This is a genomic window from Neisseria sp. P0021.S007 (assembly GCF_051956855.1).
This window is the reverse complement of sequence record NZ_JBQCXA010001618.1, coordinates 1-454: the sequence shown is the minus strand read 5'-3', so window position 1 is coordinate 454 and position 454 is coordinate 1. Positions and strand designations below refer to the sequence as shown.

Genomic DNA, 454 nt, shown 5'->3' with positions numbered 1-454 from the left:
GCAAAATATCCTGTTGGTCGCAACATATACGACCCAGTACATCGGCTTTAGCAAGCATGGCAAGATGTGCAGTATTGACCTGCAAACTGGCCGCTATGACGGCTCGCTCAGGATTAGGCTTGTTAATCGCCCATAAGGGCAATCCGTGCAAGCGCACGAGTTTGGCGATTGCTTCTCTTACAGCAAACGGAGCGGCAAGTTCGGTATACAGTAAAGTACGGGCGGTATGCTCGCCTTTTTTTGCGTGATGCGGCGAAACGAGACGCTCTTTGCCGTTTTCTATTTCACGCTTGGTCGTACTACGTTTTTCCACATCATGCAGCATGGCGGCAGCAAACAGAATATGTTGCTCCTGTCCATCAAGCGCTTGAAACTCGGGCAATTGTAAAAGGGCTTCGCATACCATCTTGGTATGCGTAAATACATCGCCTTCGGCATGCCACTCAGGGTCTTG

At 50.0% G+C, this 454-nt stretch carries 1 protein-coding gene; it reads right to left on the bottom strand.

What is annotated here, in order from left to right; genetic code table 11:
* Positions 1 to 454: HD domain-containing protein (locus tag ACTHUR_RS20565; protein ID WP_440400650.1), on the bottom strand; the 454-nt coding region annotated here is incomplete at both ends.